Below are 21,337 nucleotides of genomic sequence, written 5' to 3'. Positions count from 1 at the left end.
GCCCGGTGGCGCCGTTCGCGGGGCGCCCACCGATGGGCGCCGCTGAGCGGACGCCGGAGCCGGAGGCGCGGCGATCGGCCCGGCGCGCCGTACGGGCCGGATCTCCGTGCGCGCGCCCCGGCGGTGCCGGCGGCGCGCGGCGGGCGGGCCCGGCGGCGGCCCGCCCCGCGGGTCAGCCGGCCGGCGTGGCCGCCGCCCGCATCCGCAGGAAGCCGGCGCGGTACGCGTCGTGAGACGCCGGCGCCCTCGACGCGCCGTAGCCCTCGTGGTTCTCCCAGGACGGACCGCCCGGCCCCGTCACCCGCAAGGGGCCCTGGGTCCGCGCTGGCGCGGGCCGGGGCGCTACGGCAGCACGGTGGGATGCTGCTCCTCCTCGTCGGGCGGGAGGCCCGCGTACATCCGGGCGGCCTGCCGCCGCACCCGGGCGCACACCTCGCTCACCGCCCGGTTCACCTGCTCCGCGGCCTGTTCACCGTCGACCGCGACGACCCCGTCCTGGTCCTCCACGTCCATACCAGTCCCCTACCCGCGCCCCGCCGGGCCCAGACGGCCCGGTGCCGGCCGCCCACCGCCGGCGGGCCGCCGCCTTCCCCGGGCGGCCTACGCCGGTGACGCGCGCCGGCACAGCCAGTCCGTGAGGACGCGGGCGGTGGTGGCAGCGTGTTCGGTCATCATCGTGCCACCCGGTCCCCGTCCGTACACTCCGGCCCGGCACGATCACCCGCCGGACGGCCGGGCGGTGAGGACACACCCTCCGGCGGCCCCGGCGCGGGGCCGCCGCGCACCGGAGCGCGCCCCGTCAGGCGCGGCGGGCGAGGGCACGTACCGGGCGCCCGCCCGGTACGTGCCCTCGCCGTCAGACGCCCGAGGCGCCCACCATCTCGCCCAGTACGGTGCGCCAGTCCTCGCCCGGGCGCTCGCGCAGCGACAAGCCCAACCGGTCGGCGCGGTACCGCCAGTGGTGGTCGAGGTCGGGGTGGACCTCGTCCGTCTCGCGGACGACCGGGGCGGCGGGACGGTCCCCGCCGGTGGCGCGCGGGCCGTCCGGGTGCAGCAGCTCCACCAGCCGGGCGGTGAGGTCCCGCCAGCCGACGTGGCCGCCCACCGCGTTGGCGACCCCGTGCACCGGCGCGTCCAGACACGACGTCACGGCCCGCGCCAGTGCCGCCGCGTGCACCCACGGGGCGCCGTACCAGTCGTGACCACCGACGCCCGGCCTCGGCAGGCTGATCGTCCTGCCCTCCCGCACGGCCTGGTACAGCACGCCCGTGGCGCCCCAGCGCAGTTGGTCGCGCAACCGGTCGTGCGCGCCCCACACCAGGGGTGAGCGGACGGCGCTCGCGCCGCCCCGGCCGCCGGTGCCGGCCACGTCCAGCAGCAGCCGCTCGCAGTCGAGTTTGGCCTGCCCGTAGGCGCTCAGCGGCTGCCGGGCCGGTGACTCCTCCTCCACGAGGTCCACGGCGGGCCGCCCGTAGGCGTCGACACTGCTGACGAAGACGAACGGACCGCCCCGCCAGGCGTCGAGCATCGTCCTCATGGCCGCCAGGTCCACCTCGGGACGGGTGAAGGTGCAGGCGGCGTGGATCACCGCGTCGGCGCCCGCGACCGCCGAGCGCAGGCCGTCCAGGTCGGTGAGGTCGCCCTCGACGACCTCCACACCGTCCCCGGTGACCAGATGGGCGGATTCCGGCCGGGCCAGGGCGAGCACCGGGCGCCCCCGGGCGGCCAGTTCCCGCAGGAGGAACGCGCCGACTCCACCGGTGCCGCCGGTGACCAGGACCGTTCCCTCGCGCGGCGCCCGGGAGCGGGCGGCCGGCCGGGCGGGCGCGGCGGTGGCCGCGCGCTGTGCCGCCCGCTCGTCCAGCAGGGCGGTGACCGCCCGAGGGGTGCGGGCCTGCAGGATGTCGAGGCCGGTCAGCGGGAGCTTCAGCGCGGCGCGGAGCCGCTCGGCGAGCTGGACGGCGATCAGCGAATGGCCGCCGAGGACGAAGAAGTCGTCGTCCGGGCCGGGCGGCGGGCCGCCCAGCAGCGCGGCGAACGCCTCGGTCACGGCCTGCGCGCGGGGCCCGCGCGGGGCGGGGGCGGACGGCAGCCCGGGCAGCCGCGCCAGGTCGGGAGCGCCGTCGGCGGTACGGGGCATGGTGTCCAGCAGAGTCACGGCGACGGGCACCAGTCCGGGCGCCAGCGACGCCCGCAGAACCGACCCCAGTTCGGCGCGGGAGGGCCCGCCGATGCCACGTGGCACGGCGTACGCCAGCAGCGGCCCGCCGTCGGGTTCGACGACGACGGCCTCGGCGACCAGTGGGTGTGCCCGCAGCACCGCCTCCGCCGGGTGGCCCGCCGGGGCGCCGTGGTCGCCCGCGGCCTCCCCGGCCGGCCGGCCAGTCCCACGCGCCGCGGCCGCGCCGGGCAACCGGGACAGGGCGGTGCCGGGGTCGGCGGCGACCGCCGCGAGCAGGGCGGCGAAGTCCCCGGCCAGCGCCGCGGCCACCGCCTCGTCCAGCGCGCCGCGGCCGTACTGGATCAGGGCGGCGGGGCTCCCGGTGTCGACCAGGCCGAACGACAGGTCGAACTTGGCCTCGCCGACGCCGACGTCCACGTACTCACCCCGCGTGCCGGGCAGCCGCAGCGTGGTGGGCTCCCCGAGGACATCGGCCGTCACCCGCACCAGTCCCGTCCCGTCGGCGTCACGGGCGGCGGCGCCGAGGCGTTCCAGGACGAGGTCGAAGGGCACGTCGCGGTACCGCTGGGCCTCCAGCAGCGCGTCGCGGACCCGCTCCACGAGCACGGTGAACGCCGGGTCGCCCGAGGTGTCGACCCGGACCGGCAGCGTGTTGACGCACAGCCCGACCAGCCCCCGCATGGCACTGCCCCGGCGGTGCGTGCCCGCGACGCCGATCAGCAGGTCGTCCTCGCCGGTGAGGCGGTGCAGGGCGGCGAAGGCGGCCGCCAGCGCCACGGTGAAGAGGGTGGCCCGGCGCTCCGCGCCGACCTCGCGCAGGGCCGCCGGGACCCGCGGGTCGAGCGGCACCGTGTGGGCGTGGGCGGGCCGGGCGTCCACGTCGGCGGGCGGCTGTTCCGGCCGCGCCAGACGTGGCGGCGCGGCCCCTCGGAGGCGATCGGCCCAGTGCCGCAGCCCCTCCTCGTGGGGCCGGCCGGAGGCGTCGTGCTCACGGCGGGCGAAGTCCGCGTACCGGGGCGGCCGGGGACCCGGCCCGGGGACCGCTCCGCCGGCGGCGGCCTCGTAGAGCTCGGCGAGCTCCCCGGCGACGATCTCCAGGGACGCGCCGTCGACGGCGATGTGGTGGAAGGTCAGCAGGACGGTGTGGTCCCGCTCGCCGTGCCGCAGCACCAGGGCGCGCGGCAGCGGGCCGGCGGACAGGTCGAACGGGCGGCGGGCCTCCTCGGCCAGCAGGGCGCCGGCGCGGTCCGCGTCCGCGTCCACGACGGGCACCTCGACCGCCCCCGGTGCGGGAAGGGTCTCCTGGTAGGGCTCGCCGTCGCGCTGCCCGTACCTGGTGCGCAGGATCTCGTGGCGGTGTACCAGGGCGGTCAGCGCGGTGCGCAGTGCGCCCAGGTCGAGCGGGCCGCGCAGCCGGGTGGCGAACGGCACGCTGTAGGAGGCCCCGCCGTGGCCCAGCCGGTCCATGAGCCACATGCGGCGCTGGGCGTGGGACAGCGGTGCCGGGCCGTGGGGGGCGGCTTCGGGCGTGGCGGCGGCACCGCCCCGCGCGCGTCCGCGCGCACGCCGCAGCAACTCCTCCTGGAGGGCCGCGGCCGTGGGGGTGTCAGTGGCCATCGGTGTCCTCCTGGGTACCCGGCCGCAGGTCGCTGTGGGCGGCGAGCAGCGCGTGTTCGATCAGGGCGGCCTGCGCGGCCACCGTGGGGGCGGCGAAGAAGTCGGCGAGGGCCACCTCGACACCGAGCTCCTCCCGCAGGTCGTCGGTGACCACCAGCGCGAGGAGCGAGTGCCCGCCCAGCGCCAGGAAGTCGGCGTCGGGGTGGGTCACCTCGCGCCCCAGTGAGCGGCCCCAGATCTCGGCGACCGCCCGCTGAAGGGGCGTCAGCGGCGCGGCCGGGACACCGGCCGCGTCGCCCGTGCCGAGGTCGGCCAGGGCACGGCGGTCGACTTTCCCCGACGGGGTGAGCGGCAGACGGCCGACGATCGTCACCTCGTCCGGGACGAAGGGGGCGGGCAGGATCCCGGCGAGACGGTCGCGCAGCGCGCCCGGCCGGGGCACGGGCCCCGGTGCCGCCACGACGAAGGCGGCCAGACGGGTGTCGTCGGGGCTCGGGCGGCGCACGGTGACGGCCGCGTCGTCCACGTCGGGCTGCTGGCGCAGGGCGTGTTCGATCTCGCCCGGTTCGATGCGGAAGCCGCGCACCTTCACCTGGTCGTCCGTCCGGCCGTGGAAGTCCAGGACGCCGTTCGGCCGGGCGGAGACGACATCGCCGGTGCGGTAGAGACGCCCCAGCTCCGGGTGGTCGACGAAGCGTTCGGCGGTCAGGTCGGGCCGGCCGGCGTAGCCGTGCGCCACCCGGGTGCCGCCGATCCACAGTTCGCCGCGCCCACCGCGCGGAACGGGCCGCCCGGCGTCGTCCAGGACGTGGGCGGTCGCGCCCGCGACGGGCCGGCCGATCGGCACCTGGCCGTCGCAGTCGGCGTCGGTGACCCGGTGCGCGGTGGCGAACGTGGTCGTCTCCGTCGGCCCGTAGCCATTGACCAGTTCCAGCCAGGGGAACGCCCGCAGCACCCGCCGGGCGTGCTGGGCGGACAGCGCCTCCCCGCCCACCACGACGGTTCGGAGCACCGAGAACACCCGGGAACGGCGGGCGGCGAGCTGGTGGAACAGGGCGGTGGTGAGGAAGGCGACGGTCGCGCCGTGGCGTTCCACCTGCTGGGCCAGGTCCTCGAAGGAGGGCCGGTCGACGGTGCACACCACCACGGCGGCGCCGTTGGCGAGGGCTGCCCAGACCTCGAACGTCGACGCGTCGAACGTCATCGGCGAGTGGAGGAGCACCCGGTCCCGGGGGGTGAGGGTGACGTAGGCGGGCTCGGACACCAGCTCGGCGATGGCGCGGTGCGGCACCCGGACGCCCTTGGGGCGCCCGGTCGAGCCGGAGGTGAACATGATGAACGCCGTCGCCTCGGCACCGCAGCCGGGAGCGGGAGTGCCCGGGTCCGCCAGCGTCTCCTCCTCGGGGAGCGCGAGGACCGGGCCGGGGAACGCCGCCGCCTCCAGGAGCTTGCCGTCGCCCACGGTCAGCGTGACCTCGGCGTCGGCGGCCATCGCCGCGGTGCGGGGCCGGGGGTGCGCCGGGTCGAGCGGTACGCAGGTGGCGCCCGCCCACCACAGGGCGAGCTGGGCGACGACGGTACGGGCCGAGCGCGGCATGAGCAGCGCCACGCGGTCGCCCGGCCGGACACCGTGCTCACCCAGCCGGGCGGCGAGGGCCCGCGCGGAGGAGACGAGCCCGGCGTAGGTGAGGGCGGTGTCCCCGTCGGCCACCGCGAGGGCGTGCGGGGTCCGTTCGGCGTGCCACGCGACGAGGGCGGGCAGCCCGCGGACGGGCGCGGGCCGGGATCCGGCGGGTGCGTCCTGGGTCGGTGCGGTGGGCACGGGTTCTTCCTTCCGGGCGGGGTGGGTGCGCGGGGAGAGGACGGTCATCTCAGGTTCCCGCCGGTCGGGCGGCCGCACGGCGGCGGTCCACGAGCGCGGCGACGGCCCGCAGGTCCGGCTGGCGCAGCAGCTCCGGCGCACGCAGCCGCACACCGCTCTCCCGTTCGACGACGGTCAGCAGGCGGGCGGCGACGATCGAGGTGCCGCCGACCTCGGTGAAGTTCTCGGTGAGCGCGGTCGCGGGCCTGGCGAGCAGGTCGCGTACGGCGTCGAGCACGATCCGCTCGCCCGGGGTGGCGGCGTCCGCCGCGTCGCCCCCGGGCGGGCCGGCCGCGGCCGGGACGGCCGCGTCGCGCGTCAGCGCGGCCCTGTCCACCTTGCCGTTGGCGTCCAGCGGGAAGGCGCCGACGACGTGCAGGGCCGAGGGCACGGCCTGCTCCGGCAGCCAGGCCCTCACCGCCGTCAGCAGCGCCTCGGAGGTGGGCGCGGCACCCGGCGCGGGCCGTACGTACGCCACCAGGCGCGTCCGGCCGTCGGGCGTGCCGGGCGCCGTGACGACGGCGCCGAGGACGGCCGGGTCCTTCTCCAACGCGGCCTCCACCTCGGCCGGTTCGATCCGCACCCCACTGACCTTCACCTGGTCGTCCAGCCGCCCCAGGAACTCCAGCGACCCGTCCGGCCGCATCCGCACCCGGTCCCCGGTCGCGTACAGCCGGTCCACCCCTGGCAGCCCCGCGTCCGGGGGCGGGGCGGTGAAGCGGCGGGCGGTCAGCTCCGGATCCAGGTACCCGAGTGCCAGGCCGCCGCCGCCGACGCGGAGCTCGCCCTCCTCTCCCCGGGCGACGGGCCGGCCGTCGGCTCCGGTGACCACGACGGTCACCCCCGGGACCGGGGTACCGATCGGCGGCGCGCCGGTGTCGTCCACATCGGCGTCCGTGGCGCGCATGGCGTGGGTGGTGGTGACCACGGTGGCCTCCGCGGGGCCGTAGGCGTTGTGCACGGTCGCGGTCACGTCGGCGCCCGGACGTCGGCGCATCCGGTCACCGCCGACGATCAGATGCCGCAGCTCCAGCCCCCGTGGCCAGGGCCGCTCCAGCAGGGGCTCCACCATGGGGGTGGCGGCCACCGCCACCGACACGGCGGCCTCCCGCCACCACGAGGCGAGCAGGCCGGTGTCCCATCGGACGTCGTCGGGCGCCGGCACCAGCGCCGCCCCCGACGTCAGCCCGGCCCACAGCTCCAGCAGGTGGGGGTCGAACGCCACGCCGATGAGCAGGGACTGCCGGTCGCCGGGGGCCAGACCGGTCTCGGCGCGGTACCAGTCGAGCAGCGCGCCCAGGGCCGGGTCGGCGACGGCGACCGCCTTGGGCCGGCCCGTGGAGCCCGATGTCAGCACCGCGTAGAACGCCTCCCGGGGTGCCCCCAGGGCGCCGGGGCGGGGCGCGGAGAAGGCCGCCACGACCGTGCCGGTGGCGTTGACGCCCTCGCCCGGCAGTGCCAGGGCGATGTGCTCGCCCTCCCGGTGCCGGGGCGGAAGGAGCCGGGGGTCGCCGATCAGGCAGGCCACGGCCAGGTCCTCGGTGACGGCGTCGACCCGGCGCTCACCGGGGCGGGGCCCCAGCGGCAGGTAGACCGCTCCCGTCCGGGCGATCGCCACGGCCGTCACGACCAGCGCCGCGGAGCGGTCCAGACAGACGCCGACCAGGTCACCGGGCCCGACCCGCTCGCCCAGTACGTCCACGACCGCGTCGGCCGCGGCGTCGATCTGCTGGTACGTCCAGGTGTGGTCGCCGTCGACCACGGCCGGTGCGTGCGGGGTGCGGCGCGCCCACTCCTCGAAGCGGGCGAGCGATCCGGCCGGGCCGCCGTCGGGGAGCGCGGCCCCCCGGGCCACGCTGAGCGGGCCGCCGTCCTGGACGGTCCGGCCGCGGGCGGCGAGCACCCGCGTCGGGACTGCCGGCGGGGCAGTCGGTGGGGTCGTCTGCTGGGTCATCAGGACTCCGTCGAAGCGGTCGTGGCGGAAGCGGTGGCGGTGACGGCGGCCAGTGCCCCGGCCTGCTGGGCCAGGACCGGGTTGCCGAAGAGCAGCCGCATGGGCGGGCGGTGTCCGAGCCGGGGCTCCAGCCACGCCGCCAGCCGCGCGGCGAGCAGCGAGTGGCCGCCGACCCGGAAGAAGTCCGTGGACTCGTCGAACCGGCCGTGCCCCAGTACCTCGCGCCAGCCGTCGGCGACCAGGGCGGTCATGGGGTCGGCCGGTGCCGTCCCGGCGGCGCCCTCGCCGGGTGCGGCCCGGCCCGCGTCGCCGGAGGGGCCGGCGGCGTCGGCGGGACCGGACTCGGCCGCCCGCCGGGCTAGCACCGCGCGGTGGGGCTTGCCGCCGGGGAGCGTCGGCATGGTGTCCACGCCGATCCACCGCCCCGGGACGAGGGCGGCCGGCAGCCGCCGGCCGAGCTCCGCGTGCAGGGCCCGCTCGTCCCACGTGTCGCGTTCACCGGAGCACTCCAGGAAGCCGACCAGCCGGGGCCCGCCGGCCGCCTCGCGGTCGAGGACGACCGCGCAGGAACGGCCGCCGAGCGCGGCCGAGGCGGCCGCCTCGATCTCCTCCAGCTCGATCCGGTAGCCGCGCAGCTTGACCTGGTTGTCCCGGCGGCCGAGGAAGTACAGCAGTCCGTCCAGGCCCCGGTAGCCCAGGTCACCGGTCAGGTAGAGGCGTTCACCGGCCAGCGCGCCGACGCGTACGAACCGGGCGTCCGTGGCCTCCGGGTTGCCGACGTACCCCTCGGCGAGCCCGGCGCCGGCGATGGCGATCTCACCCACCGCGCCGTCCGGCAGCGGGCGGTGGTGGTCGTCCAGGATGTGGACCCGCTCGCCGGGCAGCTCCGTGCCGAGCGGGACCTCGGCCCCGTCGGCGAGGTTCTCGCGGGTGATGTGGTGGACGGTGGAGGTGATGGCCGCCTCGGTGACGCCGTACGCGTTGAGCACGGTGGCGTCGGTGTCCGCCAGGAAGGCGCGCAGCACGTCCGCCGGGAGGCGTTCACCGCCGAGCACGAGCAGGCGCGGCGCCCAGCCGCCGTCCCGCAGGACGGGCCGCAGGTCCTCCCGCGTGGCGAGGAAGTAGCTGGTCGGGAGGTTGGCGACGGTGACCCGGGCGGCGGCCAGCAGTCCGGCCAGTTCGGCGCCGGTGGGGACCTCGTGCTCGGGGACCACCAGGCAGGCACCCGCGTACAGGGAGGGCAGCACCTCCTCCAGCGCCACGTCGAACGACGGCTGGGCGAACAGCAGGACGCGGTCGCCGTGGCCCAGGCCGAACCGGTCCGCCACCCCCGTCAGGTGGTTCTCGAGCGCGGCCCGGCCGACGGCGACGGCCTTGGGCACACCGGTGGACCCGGAGGTGTGGATGACGTACGACGCGCCGGGAACGACCCGCGCGGCGCGCGCCCCGGGCAGCTCCGGGGCGTCGACCGTGGCCGTCGGCAGGCCGTCGGGAACGGTGACCGGGTGCTCGGCCGAGGTGAGCACCAGGGCCGGGCCGAGACGGTCGAGCAGCAGTTCCAGCCGGGCGGGCGGGTCCGTCGGCGACAGCGGGCAGTGGACCGCCCCGGTCCTCAGGCAGGCGAGCAGTGTCACGACCGAGTCGGCGCCGCGCGGCAGTACGGCCGCCACCGGCTGACCCGGCCGCACCCCCGAGGCCAGCAGGCGCTCCGCGAGGGAGGAGACCCGGGCGTCGAGGTCGCCGTAGGTGAGGCGGCGGGCTCCGACGAGCAGTGCGGGCAGCGACGGGTCGTGGCCGGCCGCGGGGTCGAGCGGGTCCACCGCGCCGGCGCGGGCGGTGGCCACGGGCCGTGCCGGGGCGGGGGCGAGAGGGCCCTGTCCGGTGGAACCGGCGGGCGCACCGTCCCGCGCGCCGAGGGCCTGCCCGGCGGGGGCCTGCCCGGCGGGCGGCGCGAGGGGCGCCAGGTCCGCCAGGACGGTGTCCGGGGCGTCGAGGTAGGCCCGCAGCAGGTCCAGGAACCGGCCGGCGAGCAGTTTCGCCACGTCCTCACCGAACATGTCGGCGTCGTAGTCCCAGACCAGCGTCATGCCGGCGGCGCCCTGCCGGGGGCCGACACCGCGCCGGTCGTCGGGCAGCAGCACCACGTCCAGGTCGAACCGGGTGGTGCCGGTGTTGAAGCCCTCGAACAGGGTGATGTCCAGACCGGGGACGTCGACCTCGGGCAGTTCGGCGTCATGGGCGCTGAACATGACGGCGAACAGCGGGTTGTCCGCTCCGGACGTGTGCCGGCCGAGTTCGCGGGTGAGTTCCTGCACCGGCACGTCCTGGTGCGGCAGCGCGCGGATCAGGACGTCGGTCACCTCGTCCATCGTCTCCTCGGCCGGGGCGGCCGGGTCCAGCCGCAGCGGGAGGGGGATGGTGTTGACGAACATGCCGACGGTCTCCTCGTGCCCGCGGGGGCGGTTGCCGACCGCGGTGCCCACGACCAGCTGCGAACGGCCGCTGTGGCGGCGCAGCAGTTCGGCGAAGAGGCCGAGGAGGGTGGCGAACGGCGTCAGGCCGCGCGACCGGGCGTGCCCGCGCAGGCGTTCCGCCAGGTCCGCGCCGATCGACTGGCGCAACTGGCCACCGTGGTGGCGGCGTTGCGCGCCGGGCCGGACCAGGCCGGGCAGCGGCATGTCGTGGGACATGTCGCGCAGTTCCGCCGTCCAGAAGTCCAGCCCGGCCCGCCGCTCCCCGCTCCGCCCGCCGCGCGCCTGCTCAGCGACATGGTCGGCGTAGGAGGGCGCGGGCGGCAGCGCGACCGGCTCACCCAGGACGTGGCCCCGGTAGACGGTGAACACGTCGCGCAGCAGGATCGCGAACGAGTGGCCGTCGTGGATCAGGTGGTGCTCCACGTGGACGAGCCGGTGGTGGTCGTCCCCGAGCCGCACGAGCGTCCAGCGCAGCAGCGGCGCCTCGTAGGTGTCGAGCGGGGTCTCGGCCTCGGTGCGCAGCAGCTCCTGGAACGCGGCCTCGGGGTCCGCCGCCGAGGCCAGGTCGACCGTGCGCAGCCGGGGCGCGCAGTTCTCGGCGACCCGCTGGCCGGGCATGGCGCCGGTGACGGCGACCAGTTCCAGGCGGAGGCCGGCGTGCCGGTCCAGCGCGGCGGCGAGGCCGTGGCGCAGGGCGTCGGCGTCGAGCGGGCCCCACAGGTCGAGCGCCGCGGTGAAGTTGTAGGCGCGGCTGCCGGGTTGCACCTGTTCGTGCAGCCAGACGATCTCCTGCGAGGAGGAGAGCGGAAGCATGGGCGATCCCTGAGGTTGTCGGGTCGGGTCATTGCGTGGCCGGGCACGGTCGTGCCCGGGCGTGGTGCGGGGGGCCGGCTACGGATCGCGCGGGGGCCCGGCCGCGGGGTGCGGTACTGGGGGAGGAGGTCAGCCGGCCGCCGGGGCCGTCGCCCGCAACGTGCCGGCGAGGGTGTCGAAGGCGTCGCGAGCGGTGTGGTCGGCGAGGACGGCGCGGTCCCACACCATCCGCAGGTGCAGCTCGCGCCCCTGGGTGACGGAGACGGCGAACGGGCCGCGCACGGCCCGCCCGTCGATGTGGACCTCCCGGCCCTCGACGCCGTCCAGGCGGAGCGCGGGCCGCCGCGCGGTGTCGTCGACGGTCAGCATCCCGTCGAGGCGCCCCGACCAGCCGGACCCGGCTTCCCTGGCCGCGTGCACGACGGCGTCGAAGGGCACGTCGGCCCGGTCCAGGTCGTCCCACCAGGCTTCCGCCGTCGCCTCGGCGCCGGAGGAGGCCGCCGCGGTCGCGGCCGGGAAGACCACCGTGTTGAGGAAGCAGCCCAGCACCCGCTCGGCGCCGGGGGGCCGGCCGCCCCAGGGATAGCCGAGCGGCACCACGTGACCGGGGCCGTACAGCACGCGTGCCGCCGCCCGGCAGGCGTCGAGGAGTTCCGGGAAGGGCACCCCCGCGCGGGGCGAGGGCAGCAGGACCGAGACCGAACCGCTCGGCGGGCCTCCGCCGGCCGGCGGGCCGGGCCGTGGGGCGGGCGCCTGTTCGCGGCTGCCCCGGAGCCGGGCACCCCAGTAGGCCAGCGCGTCGGGCGAGGTCGCCCGTTCCTCCGCGTCCAGCTGGAGCAGCACCGCTTCGCGGTAGGCGGCCAGCTCGGCCGCGATGTCGGCGGGCGCCGGTCCCGGCGCGCGGGTCCCCTCGGCGTAGGCGGCTTCCAGCTCCTCGACGATCCGGGCCAGGGACTGTCCGTCGCACGCGGTGTGGTCGAGGACCACGGCCAGTACGTCGTGGGCGGCGTCGTGACCGTGCCGCGTGCCGTCAACCGCCGGGCCGGGGGAGCGGTCCGCCACGCCCTCGCTGAGGAACAGCCGCAGGGGCGGGCCGTCCGGCGTCCACGCCCCCAGCGCCCGGCGCAGGGCCGCGGTGGCGTCCTCACCGGGCGCGTGGGACACGCGGACCACGGGCACGTCGGCCGCGTCGGGTCGCGCCAGGCGGAGCACGGGGGTGCCGCGCACCACGGCGGGCCGGCCGCGGAGCACCGGGTGGCGCGCCGCGAGACGGTTCACCGCGGCGGAGAGGCGCGCGGGGTCCACCGTGCCGCGCGGGAAGGCGAAGAACATCGGAACGAGGTCGGGCCGTCCGGAGGGATCCAGCGCGCGTACGAGTACGAAGCGCCGCTGGGCGCCGGTGACGGGCAGCAGGGTCCCTTCACCGGTGTCGAGCCGCCGGTAGCGAGCCAGGTACTGGCTCGTGATGCTGAGCACGTGGTCCTCTCTGTCGTTGGCCGCGCGGTCACCGGACCGACCCGGCCGGGCGGGCCGGGGGAGCCGGGGCGGGCGGGTCAGCCGGGTTGGGGCGGGTCAGCCGAGCGGGGCGGGCTCGGCCCGTCCGTCGGAACCGGGAGCGGTGGCGCGCGGGTCGTCGGGTCCGCTCGGCAGTTCCCGCATCCGGCGCAACGGGGAGAGCAGCAGCGGCAGCGGTACGACGAGGAATCCGGCCGCGCACCACAACAGCGCGGCGCGGGCTCCGAAGCCGTCGGCGAGCGCGCCACCGGCCAGTGCCCCGAGCGGGAGGGTGCCCCACATCAAGAAGCGCAGCGTGGCGTTCATCCGGCCGAGCAGCCCGGGCGGGCACAGGGCCTGACGGAAACTCACCTGGGCGATGTTGTAGACGACCGCGCCGAAGAAGACGACGCCCGAGCCGAGCGCGAACAGCATCGCGCCCCCGGCCGACGCCGACAGCGGCCACAACAGTGCGAACGGACCGGTGACCAGCGGGGAGAGCCAGACGATCCGGGCCTCACCCAGCCTGGCGGCCAGCGCGCCCGAACACAGCGCGCCCGCGAGCCCGCCGACCGCGGCGGCGGAGAGCACCAGGCCGACCGCGCCCGGTTCCAGGCCGAGACCGCGGACCAGGAAAACCGTCTGAGTGGCCATCAGCACCGCGGTGAAGAAGTTGCCCAGGCCGGTCGAGGCGGCCATCGCCCGCAGCAGCGGCTGCCCGAACACGAAGCGCAGCCCCTCGCCGATGTCCGCGCGCAGTGACGCGCCCGGTGCGGCCTCGGGCCGGGGTTCCGGCCGTTTGATGCCCCACAGGAACACCGCGGACAGGACGTAGCCGATCGCGTCGGCGACGACGGCCAAGTGGGCACCGAGCAACTGGACCAGGCCACCGCCGAGTCCGGGCCCCGTGACCTGCGCCGAGGAGCGGACGGCCTCCAGCGCCCCATTGCCCTGGACCAGTTGGTCCCGGGGCAGCAGTTGGGGCAGGAAGCTCTGATGGGCGACGTCGAAGAAGACGGTCGCGGCACCGGTGATCAGGGCCACGGCGTAGAGCTGCGCCATCGTCAGGACGCCGGCCACACCCGCCACCGGGACGCTCACCATGGCCACGGCCCGCACGACATCCGCCCGGATCATCAACGGCAGTTTGCGCATCCGGTCGACCCACGCTCCGGCGGGCAGCCCGATCACCAGGAAGGCGGCGGTCTCCGCGGCCGTGAGCAGCCCCACCTGGAAGGCGGAGGCCTCCAGTTGGAGTACCGCCACGAGAGGCAGGGCGACCAGGGTGACGTGAGCGCCGAGCTGCCCGACCGCCGCTCCTGCGAGCAGCAGTCGGAAGTCGCGCATGCGCAACGGGCCGCTGGTCGCGGCTGGGGATGTGACGGACATGTGAACGATCTTCACGGCGTAACCGATCCTCGGTCAAAGGCCGGTGATCGCTTTCGGTCACAATATTTGCCGCTTTGCCGTCAGGTCGGGAAATTTTCCGTCAGTTGAAGGTGAATGCCGCATGATTGCCGGATGTCGCGCCCCGACTGAGGCCGGTGCCCCGTAGGCGTCCTGGGGTTCCGAACACGCTGGGCTACCGTACGGCTCAGCCCCGTCACCGTCTGACCGAAAACAGTCATCTGCCGTCGCATATGGTCGGAATCGCTCATTCCGGCCGCTATGGCGTGCCGAGTCCGCGCCGCGGAGGTCTGTCGGAGGGCCGGCCGGTGCCCGCCGCCCACGGGGACGCCCGACGCCCGGCCACGCCGCCCCCTCAGGAGCGGGCGCCGGGAGCCCGCGGCGGGCCGGCCGGCTCGGCGGGCGCGGCCTACGGGCGGGCGCGGCCCGCGACCACGGCCTGGCGCGGGAAGGCGGCCGGGAGCCCGGCGGGGGACGGCTGATTGTCGACCGGGGCGGGAATCCGGCCGCAGAACTCCGCCTCGATGACGTTGACGTAGAGCGAACCGTCCCGCAACCAGTCACCGTTGATGTTGAACGTCAGCCGGTGCTTGCCGTCCAGTGTGCCGACCATCGCGGACAGGGAGCCGTTGGCACGGCCGCTCTTGCCCACCACCCTCACCCCGCAGGACAGCTCCGCGAACTCCACCCCGAGCCCGAACCCCAGTCCGTCGCCCGCCGGTACCTCGTCGAGCATCTCCCCCAACTGCGCTGCGGGCAGTAACTCGCCCCGGAGCAGAGCGCGGTGGAAGCGGTTGAGGTCACCAGTGGTGGAGATGATGTCGCCGGCCGCGCCCAGCCAGGTCATGTTCTGCTCGGTGGCGTCATGGATGGCGGCATCGGGCGCCTTCTGGTGGAGCCGCGAGTAGCCGACGGGATGCGGCTTCGGCATCCGCGGCGCCTTGCCGGGAAACGATGTCCCGCGCAACGCGAGCGGCCGGATGACGCGGCGGGTGACCTCCTGCTCGTACGAGTGGCCGGTCACCTTCTCGATGACCATCCCGGCGATCACGTAATTGGTGTTCGAGTACGACGGCGCCTTCCCCGGACGGGGCCCCGGTGGGTACGTGAGCGCGAGCGCCACGAGTTCCCCGGGCGTGTGGGTGTCGTACCGGTGCTCCGGAAAGCCGAGGCCGGCCGCGTTGTGCCGGAACGTGACGTCGGAGGTGTAGTCGGCGATACCGCTGGTGTGGTTGAGGAGTCGGCGAAGAGTGATGTCGCCACCGTCGTACCCGTTGCCCCGTATGAGGCCGGGCAGCCACTCTTCGACGGTGTCGTCCAGGCTCAGTGTCCCTTCCGCCTCCAGTTGGAGCAGGACGGTCGCGACGAACGTCTTGGTGATACTGGCCCCGCGGAAGTGGTCGCCGGCCGAACGCCCGCGGCCCGTGGCCGTGTCCGCGTGCCCCAGGGCGGCGAACCACCTCCCCCTGCCGTCCCGCACCTCGGCGGCCACCCCCGGCAGCCCGCCCCCGTAGACCAGATCGCGCAGGGCGGTCCGGGTCGCCTCGTGTCCGTGCCCGGCCGGCGCCGCGTACGCGGACGGAGCGAGCACGGCCGCTGTCATGGCCGCCGTCAGTGCCAGAGTCAGAGCCAGTGGGACGGTACGTGCGGCGCGCTGCTTCCTGGGTGCGGTCTCCAGTTCCCAGGGGGTCGGTCGCACCCCTGTGGGGTGAGAGACGCCGGACGAGGGCACGGGGGTTGGTCGCACCGGGGAACCGGGGGCCCTCGGTCCGCCGCTGGACTCCCGCGCCGTCAGCCGGCGGTTCATCGTTCCTCTCCCCGTGTGCCGGGATGCGCTCGGTCCGGGTGACCTTCTGGCTCACGGTGGAGCTCACGGTGGAGACCGTCCGTTTCGGAGCAGGGCCCGACCCCGCACGACGGCCGGCCGAAGCGGCTGGAGCCGGTCCCCGTGCATACTCGGCCGCAACCCGGGCACCAGCAACCGTGACACGAGCTCGGCCGGCTGCCCCCCGGCCAGTGCCGAGCCATCCGGCCCCGCCACCACCCCTGTCCCGGTGGCGGGGCCGCCCCTTGCGAGGGCCGCCACGACCATGATCCCTTCGTCCGCCCGCTGGACGATGACCTCGACACCGTGACCACGGGGGAACGGGTCCACCTGGCCGGCACGTCGATGGGCGGCCTCGTCGCCATGGCCGTGACCGGCGGCGAGGGCGGGCCACCCCTGTCGGGAGGCGAGGCCCCTGACCGGCCCCGCACGGCGGCGGCCCCGGGACAACCGGGTGGACAGGGACCGTCGCCGTGTCTCCCGGTCACCGGGGGTGCGCGGAGGGGCCCCGTCGCCCAGCCGCGCCGCCAGCCGCCGAGTCCGTCCTCGATCCAGGCGATGGCGAAGTCGACGACCCGCGCGGCCTCGAACAGGTGGCTCTCCGCGGCGCGCCGACTCCGCCGGTGCGGCCGATTCCCGCGGCGAGCATGTCCCGCGCGACGGCTTCGAAGGGCTCCTGCCCGTCGGGCACCACGGCCGAGTAGTCGAACGATCCGTTCTCGGAGTCGATGGCGCGGAAACGACACCAGACCCGCCGGCCCTGTCCGAGGACGGGCTGTTCGTACTCCACGAACCGCTTGCCGGGCGCCTCGGCCTCGGCGGCTGCGGGGCCCTCGGCGGCTGCGGGGCGCGGGTCTTCGCGAAGCGCGCGCCGTCCGGCGCCGCATGCGACGCCGGACGGGTGCACTCACGCGGGTCACCCGGGCGGGACACGTGGTCCGGCGCCCTGCGGGGCGGGGCCGCAGGGCGCGACGCTCCGGCAGCCCGGTGCGGCCGTAGGACAGCGTGCCGACGACTCCGCCGCCCAGCCCGGTGCCCGAGGCGGCCTCGGACACCGTACGACGCCCCCCCGGGAGCCGCCCCGGGCCGCCGAGACACCCCCTGGCGGCTTCACGCTCAGCGGCACGTCTCCAGCAGGTCACTGATCCTCTCGTGGAGTCGGCCGGGCACCTGGACGCCCCAGCGGCCGGCGGCCTCGGCGCACAGGTCCCGGCTCCAGCGCCAGCTCTCCCGCGCGGCGTGGCGCACGTCCTGGGCACGGGCGGCAGCGGTGGTCGCGGTGTAGCGGTGACGGTCGGAATCGGGGAGGTCCTGTTCCAGCGCTCGGCTCGGGGTGAGCCAGTGGGCGGTGCTGTCGCGCAGCAGGCGGCAGAGCTGGAGTTGCTGGGGTGCGATGACGGTGTGCAGGAGGGCATGTGCGCGGGCGGTCTCGCCGCGAGCCAGGACATGGGCGAGCATGAGTGTCCAGTTGGCCAGTTCGTCCATGAGCTGACGAGCGGTGCCGACGGGCTCGGGCGGTCGGAGGGTGGCCAGGTGTCGGGCGGCCCGGGTCAGTCGGCCGGTCCGGTCCAGCAGGACGGCGGCCTCGGGACGGGGCAGGTGCACCATCCCCTCCCAGGTGGGGACCTCGTCGATGCCCGGGCCGGCGGCGGTGATGTGGAACTCGCCGCGCATCAGGTCGTCGAAGACGACGGCGAGGACGCCGTACATGTTGACGTACGCCAGCTCGAGCGGGGCGAGCCGCGCCAGGAACTTCCGGCCGTCGAAGCTCTCCACGTGTTCGTCCGCGACGTAGAGGTACGCCTCGATGTCGGAGTGGGCGTCGGCCTCACCAACTGTCCAGGATCCGTAGAGCAGAACGCCTTCGAGGCGGGGTTCTGCGTGTGCGAGCTGCTGCAACGCGGTGATGCGGTCGTCCAGCGCGGGGCAGGCGGAGTGAGAGGGCATGGCGGTGTGCTTCTCCTGATGAACGTGGGAAACCCTGGGGCGCGTCCGGCGCTGCCGGACGCGTATGTGTCGACCGTGCCGGTCCGTTCAGGAGACGCCCATGGGACGGATCGTAGGCGACGCGTTCCGGCTCCGCCAAGTCCGGCAGCGGGCGGCCGACGGAGGTTGTGCCGCCTCGCCGTTGGGCTCGTCGGCCCCCCGTCCTGGGCGCTCCGGCCCCGACCGCCCGGGGCCGAACCGCCATGCCGGCCGCTACCTTGTGCGGCCCGCCGGTGCTTCCCGGCGAGGGGCCGGCCACTCGCCGGCGAGCACGGCCCAGACCTGCTTGTCGTGGCGGGCACCGCCATAGGGCCAGGTCTCGCGCAGCACGCCCTCCAGCACCATCCCCAGCCGCTCGGCCACCGCAGCGCTCCGGACGTTGTCGGCCCGGCAGTGCCATTCGGCCCGGTGCATGCCCCGGACGCGGAAGGCCCAGTCCACGAGGGTGTGACAGGCGCTGGTGATCAGGCCGGTGCCCTCGGCCGCCGGCTCCAGCCAGCAACCGATCTCACAGGTCCCGGAGGCGGTGTCGAAGTCCGTGAACATGACGCCGCCGACCAGAGTGTCGTCGAGCCAGATGCCGTAGAGGCGGGCTTTGTCCTCGGCCTGGCGATCGGCGTAGCGGCGGAGTGTGGCCCGGGCTCCTTCGAGGCTGTCGGTGACGAACCCCTTCCCGACCCAGGGGCGGATGTGCTCGCGCGCGCGGTCCATGTGGGCGGCGAACTCCTCGGCATGCCATGTCTCGAGCGGGCGGAGACAGGCGTTGTCGCGCAACGGGAGGGAGAACATGAGGACCCCATTCACATAACAAGCGTTATGGCCATGTACAGTCACAGCATGCCACGTGCCAAGGGAGACCATGAGGCCCGCCGACGCGAAGTGTCGGAGGCGGTCTGGCGGGTGCTCGCCGCGCGGGGCTTCGGCGGTCTGACCCTGCGCGCCGTCGCCGCCGAACTGGGCGCGACCACCGGCCTGCTCACCCACTACTTCCCCACCAAGGACGACCTGGTCACACATGCCCTCGACCTGCTGGAGCGGCGGACTTCGCGCCGCCCCAGGCGGGCCCCGGGGCAGGGCCTGCGGGCGGTGCGGGCCTGGCTGCTCGATGTCCTGCCGCTCACGGCGGAGGCGGCGGACAGCAACCGCATCTGGGTGTCCTCGTGGGACACCGCGCTCGCCGACCCGGAGCTGCGTGAGCAGTACGCGGGCAAGTACGCGCGCGGCCGCGACACACTCCGCGAGTTGGTCGCCGAGGCCCAGCGCCTCGGGGAGCTGCCCCCCGGGGATCCGGAACGGGTCGCGGCCGGTGCCCAGGCGTTCGCGCTGGGTCTGGCGGTACAGGCCGTGCTCGACCCCACGACGTTCCCGCCACGGCGCCAGACCGAGCTGCTGGACGACTACGTGGCCGCTCTCGGCTCCCGTTCCGGCAACAGCGCGGAGTGACCGATCCGCCGCCGGCCGGCGGTGTCGCGGGCTCCGGGCCACCGCCCGGGCCCCCACGGGAACGAGCCGGGTTGAGACGCGCGTTCAGATGCGCACCTCAGGGGGGAAGCCGGTCCAGCGCGGCTCGGTGGGCAGGTGCCGCATGTCGTTGGAGATCGGCACGGAGGCCGGCCGACCGGGGGCCCCGGAACGGGTGCCGGCGCGCCCGCCTCGCTGCTGATGCGGAAGCGCGGCCCCCGCGTCAGCATGGCGGCCACGACGGGGGAGCGATGTCCCCGGCGATCCCGCGCGCCGACCCGGTGCGGGTTACCGGTCGTGGCACGAGCGGTCCTCGCGCCGGTGGCCGTTCGCGCGCGCGGCGGTGGGGCGCGCCGTCACGCCCGTTGTCCGGCGCTCCGCTCGGCGGCACTCGCCTGCCAGGTGCGTCCCATCGCCCGGAACAGTGCCGGATACACCCCCAGGTACCGGAAGGGTTTGATGCAGGCCATGTACACGGCGCCGAACAGCCCGTTCGGTTTCACCAGGACGGCCATCTGGCCGCGGTAGCCACCGGCCTCGTCCGGAACCCAGCCGATGTGCATCACGGCGTGCACGGTCCGGTTGGCCAACTCGGCCGCCCACTCGTCGTGCAGGTGGTAGACGGAGGTGAACGGAACCGAACGGGGGTCGGGACCCCTGGGGCCCTCGCGGAGGTCCGCCGGCAGCCGGTCGCGCAGCGTCCCCACCCGGCCGCCGATGCCGTCGCCGGTCTCGTCCCAGCCGAGCAGCCGACCGAGCTTCCAGCGGACCGCGAAGAGCACGCGGTACACGGGGGAGCTGACGGCGGTCGCGTCGTTCGCCCCGTCGGTGAACTGGCGCACCAGGTGCGCGAGGTCGTCGGGGCCGCCGGGTGTCGGCAGTGCCCACACGTCCTCCACCTGGAAGTCGCCCGCGATCTCGTGGATCCGCCAAGGCCGAGACGTGTGTGCGGTGCTGGGGAGTCTCATGAACGGGCCCCTATCTATACGATGCCGTACAGACAAGGTTAGGGCCATCTATACGCATCCGTATAGATGGAGGGGACGTGACGGGAGGCACATCATGGCCCTTGCTCGCACGCCTCGCGGCAAGTGGATCGAGGAGGGGTTCCGGGCGCTTGCCACGGGCGGCCCGGAAGCCGTCCGGATCGAGTCGCTGGCGGCGTCGCTCGGCGTCAGCAAGGGCGGCTTCTACGGGTACTTCCGCAACCGGGACGCGTTGCTCACCGAGATCCTCGACACCTGGGAACGTGAGGTCACCGAGGCCGTGATCGAACGCGTGGAGAACGGCGGGGGAGACGCCAGGGCCAGATTGGTGCGGCTGTTCACCATCGCCACATCCGGAGACAGGCCCATGACCGGCACCACCGCCGAACTCGCGATCCGCGAGTGGGCCCGGCGCGACCGGGCCGTCGCGCAGCGCCTCCGCCGTGTCGACAACCGGCGTATGGACTACATGCGCTCACTGTTCGGCTCCTTCTGCTCCGACCCGGACGACGTCGAGGCACGCTGCCTGATCGCCTACTCGCTGCGGATCGGCGACCACTTCATCGCCGCCGACCACGGCGTGCGCAGCCGCTCGGAAGTGCTGGAACTGACCAGCACGTGGCTCCTGCGGTAGCTGCCCGTGCGGTTGCGTTATTGGTTTGCCGTCGGCGAACCCGGTCGGATAGGAAGCCTGCATGCTCAAAGGCGGCAAGGTCGGGCTCAGGGCCCGGCACGAGGAAGACATCCCGGTCCTTCGGGCTGAGCTCTACGACGACGTGGTCAACTCCGCACGGTCCGAAAGCCGGCCGTGGCGGCCGATCACGCCCGGCTCGAAGGACTCCCGGCTGGTGGTGGACGACGAGGAACAAGGGCACGTCCCGTTCTCCGTCGTGGAGCTGGACGGCGGCACGCTGGTCGGCACCGCGGTGCTGTGGAACATCGACAACCACAACCGGTCCGCGCACATCGGCCTCGGACTGCTGCCCTCCTCTCGTGGCAAGGGCTACGGCACCGACGTGGTCGCGGTGCTGTGCCACTACGGCTTCGTCGTGCGCGGCTTGCGGCGGCTGCAGATCGAGACGCTGTCGGACAACACCGCGATGCTGCGCTCGGCCGAGCGCAACGGCTTCGTGCGCGAGGGCGTGCTGCGCTCCTCGGCCTGGGTGATGGGCGAGTTCCTGGACGAGGTGGTGCTCGGGCTCCTCGTGCAGGACTGGAAGCCGGACTCGAAGGGCTGAGGTCTGTCCGGCGCATCAGGTGACGGGCCCGGGCCGGAG

14 protein-coding genes and 2 pseudogenes are annotated in these 21,337 nt (G+C 75.3%); 3 read left to right on the top strand and 13 right to left on the bottom strand.

What is annotated here, in order from left to right; translation table 11 throughout:
* Nucleotides 1-342: 342 nt before the first annotated feature.
* The 11 genes and pseudogenes from AB0H53_RS18250 to AB0H53_RS18200 form a co-directional block, all read right to left on the bottom strand.
* Complete coding sequence (locus AB0H53_RS18250) at nucleotides 343-513, bottom strand: hypothetical protein (protein ID WP_362113734.1); 171 nt, start codon at nucleotides 511-513, stop codon at nucleotides 343-345.
* 343 nt (nucleotides 514-856) lie between these two features.
* Nucleotides 857-3,799, bottom strand: coding sequence for a condensation domain-containing protein (locus AB0H53_RS18245; protein WP_362113731.1), 2,943 nt, complete (start codon nucleotides 3,797-3,799; stop codon nucleotides 857-859).
* Complete coding sequence (locus AB0H53_RS18240) at nucleotides 3,789-5,621, bottom strand: non-ribosomal peptide synthetase (RefSeq protein ID WP_362113728.1); 1,833 nt, start codon at nucleotides 5,619-5,621, stop codon at nucleotides 3,789-3,791. The genes AB0H53_RS18245 and AB0H53_RS18240 overlap by 11 nt, the downstream gene beginning before the upstream one ends.
* A gap of 49 nt (nucleotides 5,622-5,670) precedes the next feature.
* A complete protein-coding gene (locus AB0H53_RS18235; RefSeq protein WP_362113725.1) occupies nucleotides 5,671-7,614 on the bottom strand; it encodes a non-ribosomal peptide synthetase in 1,944 nt (647 codons plus the stop codon).
* Nucleotides 7,614-10,901 carry an amino acid adenylation domain-containing protein gene (locus AB0H53_RS18230; protein WP_362113722.1) on the bottom strand — a complete coding sequence of 1,096 codons (3,288 nt, stop codon included), beginning with the start codon at nucleotides 10,899-10,901 and terminating at the stop codon, nucleotides 7,614-7,616. The genes AB0H53_RS18235 and AB0H53_RS18230 overlap by 1 nt, the downstream gene beginning before the upstream one ends.
* A gap of 129 nt (nucleotides 10,902-11,030) precedes the next feature.
* A complete protein-coding gene (locus AB0H53_RS18225; protein WP_362113719.1) occupies nucleotides 11,031-12,377 on the bottom strand; it encodes a non-ribosomal peptide synthetase in 1,347 nt (448 codons plus the stop codon).
* Nucleotides 12,378-12,473: 96 nt separating this feature from the next.
* Nucleotides 12,474-13,784 carry an MFS transporter gene (locus tag AB0H53_RS18220; RefSeq protein WP_362113716.1) on the bottom strand — a complete coding sequence of 437 codons (1,311 nt, stop codon included), beginning with the start codon at nucleotides 13,782-13,784 and terminating at the stop codon, nucleotides 12,474-12,476.
* Nucleotides 13,785-14,211: 427 nt separating this feature from the next.
* Nucleotides 14,212-15,405, bottom strand: a complete 1,194-nt coding sequence (locus tag AB0H53_RS18215) for a serine hydrolase domain-containing protein (RefSeq protein ID WP_362113808.1) — start codon at nucleotides 15,403-15,405, stop codon at nucleotides 14,212-14,214.
* A gap of 752 nt (nucleotides 15,406-16,157) precedes the next feature.
* Nucleotides 16,158-16,453: pseudogene (locus AB0H53_RS18210) on the bottom strand (AAC(3) family N-acetyltransferase); the annotation flags it as partial.
* Nucleotides 16,454-16,743: 290 nt separating this feature from the next.
* Entirely contained in the window at nucleotides 16,744-17,574 is an 831-nt protein-coding gene (locus AB0H53_RS18205; protein ID WP_362113713.1) for a nucleotidyltransferase domain-containing protein, read from the bottom strand.
* Nucleotides 17,575-17,826: 252 nt separating this feature from the next.
* On the bottom strand, nucleotides 17,827-18,402 hold the full coding sequence (locus AB0H53_RS18200; protein WP_362113805.1) for a GNAT family protein: 576 nt from the start codon (nucleotides 18,400-18,402) through the stop codon (nucleotides 17,827-17,829).
* Between the two features lie 48 nt (nucleotides 18,403-18,450).
* On the opposite strand from AB0H53_RS18200, the gene AB0H53_RS18195 reads away from it, so the two are divergent.
* Nucleotides 18,451-19,056: a TetR/AcrR family transcriptional regulator gene (locus AB0H53_RS18195; protein ID WP_362113710.1), complete on the top strand. Its 606-nt coding sequence runs from the start codon at nucleotides 18,451-18,453 to the stop codon at nucleotides 19,054-19,056.
* Nucleotides 19,057-19,140: 84 nt separating this feature from the next.
* Here AB0H53_RS18195 and AB0H53_RS18190 read toward each other — a convergent pair.
* Nucleotides 19,141-19,239, bottom strand: a pseudogene (locus AB0H53_RS18190) (histidine phosphatase family protein); the annotation flags it as partial.
* Between the two features lie 191 nt (nucleotides 19,240-19,430).
* Complete coding sequence (locus tag AB0H53_RS18185; protein ID WP_362113707.1) at nucleotides 19,431-20,042, bottom strand: DUF2867 domain-containing protein; 612 nt, start codon at nucleotides 20,040-20,042, stop codon at nucleotides 19,431-19,433.
* A gap of 94 nt (nucleotides 20,043-20,136) precedes the next feature.
* On the opposite strand from AB0H53_RS18185, the gene AB0H53_RS18180 reads away from it, so the two are divergent.
* Entirely contained in the window at nucleotides 20,137-20,694 is a 558-nt protein-coding gene (locus AB0H53_RS18180) for a TetR/AcrR family transcriptional regulator (protein ID WP_362113704.1), read from the top strand.
* Between the two features lie 61 nt (nucleotides 20,695-20,755).
* On the top strand, nucleotides 20,756-21,298 hold the full coding sequence (locus AB0H53_RS18175; protein ID WP_362113701.1) for a GNAT family protein: 543 nt from the start codon (nucleotides 20,756-20,758) through the stop codon (nucleotides 21,296-21,298).
* Nucleotides 21,299-21,337 lie beyond the last annotated feature (39 nt).

It is taken from the genome of Streptomyces sp. NPDC050856, assembly GCF_040653855.1.
GTDB lineage: Bacteria > Actinomycetota > Actinomycetes > Streptomycetales > Streptomycetaceae > Streptomyces.
Note: the sequence above shows the minus strand (reverse complement) of the source record. Positions and strands in the feature narration are given on the sequence as shown.